4 protein-coding genes and 1 pseudogene are annotated in these 4,758 nt (G+C 77.8%); 4 read left to right on the top strand and 1 reads right to left on the bottom strand.

The window, feature by feature from the left end; translation table 11 throughout:
• Positions 1 to 743 (top strand): glycoside hydrolase family 16 protein (locus GTR00_RS14750; protein WP_205705852.1); only part of this gene is annotated, 743 nt, incomplete at its 5' end.
• A complete protein-coding gene (locus GTR00_RS14745) occupies positions 740 to 1,615 on the top strand; it encodes a glycoside hydrolase family 16 protein (protein ID WP_166612359.1) in 876 nt (291 codons plus the stop codon). The genes GTR00_RS14750 and GTR00_RS14745, both read left to right, overlap by 4 nt.
• On the opposite strand, the gene GTR00_RS14740 is transcribed toward GTR00_RS14745, so the two are convergent.
• Positions 1,591 to 2,541 (bottom strand): beta-1,6-N-acetylglucosaminyltransferase, encoded by a 951-nt coding sequence (locus GTR00_RS14740; RefSeq protein ID WP_166612358.1) that lies wholly within the window; start codon positions 2,539 to 2,541, stop codon positions 1,591 to 1,593. The genes GTR00_RS14745 and GTR00_RS14740 overlap by 25 nt on opposite strands.
• Before the next feature lie 221 nt (positions 2,542 to 2,762).
• On the opposite strand from GTR00_RS14740, the gene GTR00_RS25080 reads away from it, so the two are divergent.
• Both GTR00_RS25080 and GTR00_RS14730 read left to right on the top strand, forming a co-directional pair.
• The gene (locus GTR00_RS25080; RefSeq protein ID WP_166612357.1) at positions 2,763 to 4,301 is read left to right on the top strand and encodes a lipopolysaccharide biosynthesis protein; all 1,539 of its coding nucleotides are present in this window, start codon (positions 2,763 to 2,765) and stop codon (positions 4,299 to 4,301) included.
• A pseudogene (locus GTR00_RS14730) lies at positions 4,298 to 4,758 on the top strand (serine/threonine protein kinase); the annotation flags it as partial. The gene GTR00_RS25080 and the pseudogene GTR00_RS14730, both read left to right, overlap by 4 nt.

Raw genomic sequence — 4,758 nt, 5'->3', positions numbered from 1 at the left:
CGCCCACCCCGACCACCAGCCCGGCCCCGGCGCCCGGCACCGGCGTGGGCACCACCGCCGCGCCCCGGGGCGACCTGCCCGGTTGGAAGCAGGTGTTCGCCGAGGACTTCACCGTCGCCGCGGCCACCGGTTCCTTCCCCGGCACCGCGTACGGCCAGCGCTGGACGAGCTACGACGGCTTCAAGGACACCGACAAGCGCGGCCTGTACGCGCCCGCCAAGGTCCTGTCCGTGCACGACGGCGTCCTGGACATGCACCTGCGCACCGAGAACGGCGTGCCCCTGGTCGCCGCCCCCGTGCCGCTGGTCGACGGCAAGTGGTTCAGCCAGAAGTACGGCCGCTACTCCGCGCGCTTCAAGGCGGACCCGGTCCCCGGCTACAAGACCGCCTGGCTGCTGTGGCCGCAGAGCAACGACTGGAACCAGGGCGAGATCGACTTCCCCGAGGGCGGCCTGGACGGCACGATCCACGCCTTCAACCACTGCGTGGGGAACCCGAGCGCGAACTGCTTCGCCACCGACACCGGCGCCCGCTACACCGCGTGGCACACCGCCACGATCGAGTGGACCCCCTCGGGGGTGACGTTCTTCCTCGACGGCAAGAACCTCGGCACCTCGACCACCTCGCCGTCGGCGGCGATGCAGTGGGTGCTGCAGACCGAGACCAGCGGTTCCGGGCCCGCCGCCGGCGCCTCCGGCCACGTCCTGCTCGACTGGGCGGTGATGTACTCTCGCGCAGCATGAGGACCGGCCCGCCGGGTGCGAACCAGGACCCGGCGGGCCGTCCCCGGCGCTCGCGGCGCGCCGCCCGCCGAGCCCGCCGCGGCCGGCGCTGGCTGGTGGCGCTGGCCGCCACGGTGGTCGGCGCGCTGGTCGGCGGCGAGGTCGTCGCCGCCCGGTGGGCCGCGATCCCCGAACCCTCCGAACCCTCCGACTGGCAGCAGGTGTTCGTCGAGGAGTTCGCCACCGACGTCGCGCTGGGGGAGTTCCCGGGGCGGCGCTACGAGGACCGCTGGGGCGCCTACCCCGACGGCTGGCGCGACACCACCGGCCGCGGGACCTACCGCCCCGACCGGGTGGTCTCCGTGCGCGACGGGGTGCTCGACTACCACCTGCACGTCGAGGACGGTGAGGCCAGGGCCGCCGCCCTCGTGCCCCAGCTGCCCACCTACGGGCAGCGCTACGGCCGCTACGCCGTGCGCTTCCGCGCCGACCCCGTCCCCGGTTTCAAGCTGACGTTCCTGCTGTGGCCGGACTCCGAGCGCTGGCCCGAGGACGGGGAGGTGAACTTCCCCGAGGGCGACCTCGACGGCACGTTCAGCGCGTTCATGCACCACGCCGACGCCGCCGGCACGCAGGACCAGTTCCGCACCGGGCGCGACTTCAGCCGCTGGCGCACCGCGGTCCTGGAGTGGCGCCCGGGCGAGGTGCGGTTCCTGCTCGACGGCGCGCTGGTGGGCGTGTCCACCACGAAGGTCCCCGACGGCTCCATGCACTGGGTGCTGCAGACGGAGACCAGCACCACCCCGGGCGAGGAACCCGCTCCCGGGGCCAGCGGGCACGTGCAGGTCGACTGGGTCGCCGCCTGGAGCTACCGCGGCCCCGACGCCGGCTGAACCTCCCCGGCCCGGCGGCCGGTGCGCAGCTCGGCGTCGATCCGGTCGGCCAGCTCGCCGCTGACCGCGCTGGACAGCTTGCGCGCGAACCACGGCCGCGGCGGGTCCTGCACCGGTGAACCCGGCGCGCCGGAGCGCGCGGCCGCCAGCGCCGGGAAGTCCTGCGCGGTCAGCTCGGCCGGGTGGTGCGAACCGTCGCCCGGCCAGCGCTGGAACCACGCCGAGGCGTGGCAGTCCGGCAGGGGCGGCGCACCCGTCAGCGCCGGCGAGCTGAGCACGGACGCCGCGAAGCTCTCGTCGGGCACGAGCGTGGTGCGCCAGAACCGCACCAGGTCCGGGCGCGCGTCGACCACCCCCAGCAGCCGCTGCACGTCCTCGCGCGCGAACACCTTCCACTGCGAGGACGCCCGCACCTGCAGGCCCGGCGGCAGCGCGCGCCGCCACGGCCAGCGCAGCGGGACCCTGCCGACGAACAGCACGTCGTCGCCGCGGGTGAGGAAGCGGTGCTCGGTGCGCCAGCGCCCGCCGTCGGGGTTGCGGGGGGTGTCCCACGGGCGGTGCGGCAGCGGCGCGCTGACGATCCGCGAACGCCCCCGCCACGCGCCCAGCTCCGCCAGCAGCTCCTGCACCCCCAGCAGGGGGTAGTCGGCGCCGGACAGCACGGCCACGTGCTCGGCGGAGGAGAACCGCAGGGCGCTGCGCAGCGCGTCCAGCTCCACGCGCACCAGCGACCAGCTGTCCAGCGCGGCCGAGGTGCGCGGCTGCGCCCGCACCCGCTCGCCCCAGCCCTGCAGCATCCGGCCGGCCACGTCCGCGGGCGCCTTGGCGTCGCAGTGCAGCACCACCGGCACGTCCTCCAGGGCGCCCAGCAGGCGCCGCACCTGCTCGGCGTCGCGGTGCGCCAGCACGACAGCGGTCAGCGACACTGGTGCCGCTCCTCCCTCCCGCCGCAGCCGCCCCGCGCCCGCGCACGGGCACCGAGGGGGGCCGGCGGGTCTCGACGACGCCCCGACCGTAGGGTGCGCGGGCGCCCACGGGGCCGCCGCGGCGGGCGACTGGGCGGGGATCTGCCAGCGCCAGCCGCTGCCGCCCGGTGCGCCCCTCTGCTCGGATGGGGCGCGTGGACGCCGGTACTGGGACGAGGACGGTGACGACGGGGGAGGTGGGCGCCGGCAGGGCGAGCGCGCGCAGCGCCGGACCGACCGGACCCGCTGGACCCGCTGGACCCGCCGAGCTCGCCGGGACCGCGGGACCCGCGGACCCCGCCGGTGCCGCGGCGCCCTCCGGCCTGTTCGGGCGCAGCCTGCTGTACGCCGTCGTCGCCGCCGTCCAGCTCGCCACCGGCGCCCTCGTCGCCCCCGTGCTCGCCCACGTCCTCGACGACCCCGCCCAGGTCGGCGCGCTGGCCGCCGCCATCGCCCTGCACCAGCTCCTCGTCGTGCTCGCCCTCGTCGGCCTGGACCAGGCCGTGGTCCTGCAGCGCGCCGAGGACGGCCACGACCGCGGCGCGCGCGCCCTCGCCGGCGGTGCCGTGCTCGTCGCCGCCGCCGTCACGGCCCTGCTGTGGGGGACCGCCGCCTGGTGGGCGCCGCTGTTCGGCTTCGCCCCCGGCACCGTGGCCGCACCCGGGATCGTGGCGACCACGGTGTGGTGGACGGTGCCTGCCGCCGGCGTCATGGTCACCCTGGGCCTGCTCCTGGCCGCGGACCGCCTGCGCGCCTACACGGTCGTCAGCGTCCTGGCCGCCGTCGGCGGCCAGGTCGCCGGGCTGGGGGCCGTGCTCCTCCTCGACGGCGGGGCCGGCACCTACGCCTGGGGCCTGCTCGGCGCGGACCTGCTCGCCGCCCTCGTCGGCTGGCGCCTGGCCCGCCCCCGCTGGCGCGGCGCGCTGTCCCCGCGCGTGATGCGCCCGGCGCTGGCCTTCGGCGCCCCGCTGATGCTCAGCTCGATCTCGGTGTTCCTGCTCAACGCCGGCGACCGCGTCGTCGTGCAGCGCCTGGCCGGGCCGGCCGAGCTGGGCCGCTACCAGGTCGCCTACACCGTGGGTTTCCTGGCGGTGCAGCTCATCGTCGTCGCCGGGAACTCCTGGTTGCCCCGCTTCGCGGAGGTGCAGGACACCGCGCTGCGCCGGCACCTGGTGGGCCGCACCCGCGACAGCGTGTACCGGCTGCTCGCCCCCGCCCTGCTGGGCGTGGCGCTCGCCGCGCCCGTGGCCCTCGTCGTCGCCGCGCCGGCCTCCTTCCGGCCCCGCGAACTGCTCGTCGTGGTGGTGCTGGTGGCCCTCAGCGCGTACCCCGTGGCCGCCGGCACGGCCACCGGCCGCGTCCTGGTCACCGAGCGCCGCACCCGCGCGCTGGCGGCGTGCACCGCGCTGGCCGCGGTGCTCAACATCGCCCTGAACCTGCTGCTGGTGCCCGTGGCCGGGATCGCCGGCTCCGCCGCCGCCACCGCCGTCGCCTACGCCGTGCAGGCCCTCGCGCAGCGGCTGGCGCTGCGCGCCCGGCCCGGCCCGTGGCCGCGCACGCCCCCGCGGGTGCTGCTGGAGGCCGCGGCCGTCAGCGCGCTGGCGCTGGCGCTGGTGGTCGCGCCGGCCGGCACCGCCCCGGACGCCGCCCGGTTCGCCCTGGCCCTGGCGTGCCTGCCGTGGTGCCTGCGCCGGCTGCGCCGGGCGAAGGAGGGCTCGTGAGCGCCCTGGGGGAGCTGGAGCGCCGGCCCGCGCCGCCGGCCCGCCACCGCGCCGACCGGCGCGGCGCCCCGACCCCGCGCGCGCTCCTGCTGGCCGCCACCTGCGTCCTGGCCTTCCTGGTGCCGGCCACCGCCACCTTGGACCTGCAGCTGCCCGGCCGGGCGCTGCTCGCCGTCCTCTTCGTCGTGTGCGTTCCCGGCGTGCCCCTGGCCCTGGCCCTCGGGCTGCGCGACCGCGGGCTCACCGCGGCGCTGGCCCTGGCCGTGGGCCCGCTGTGGGCGGTCCTGAGCGGGACCGCCGCGGTCGCCGGCGGCTGGTGGGCCCCGGTGGCCTCGGCGTGGGCCGCCTCCGCGGTCGCGCTGGCGGCGGTGCCGGCCGCCCTGCGCGCCCGCCCGCCGCGCACCGAGCGCCCCGCGCCGGACCACCACAGCGCCGCCGCCGTGCTGCTGGCGTGCGC

It is taken from the genome of Kineococcus indalonis (assembly GCF_009906395.1).
In the GTDB taxonomy this organism is placed as follows: domain Bacteria; phylum Actinomycetota; class Actinomycetes; order Actinomycetales; family Kineococcaceae; genus Kineococcus; species Kineococcus indalonis.
This window is presented reverse-complemented; position numbering and strand designations above follow the sequence as displayed.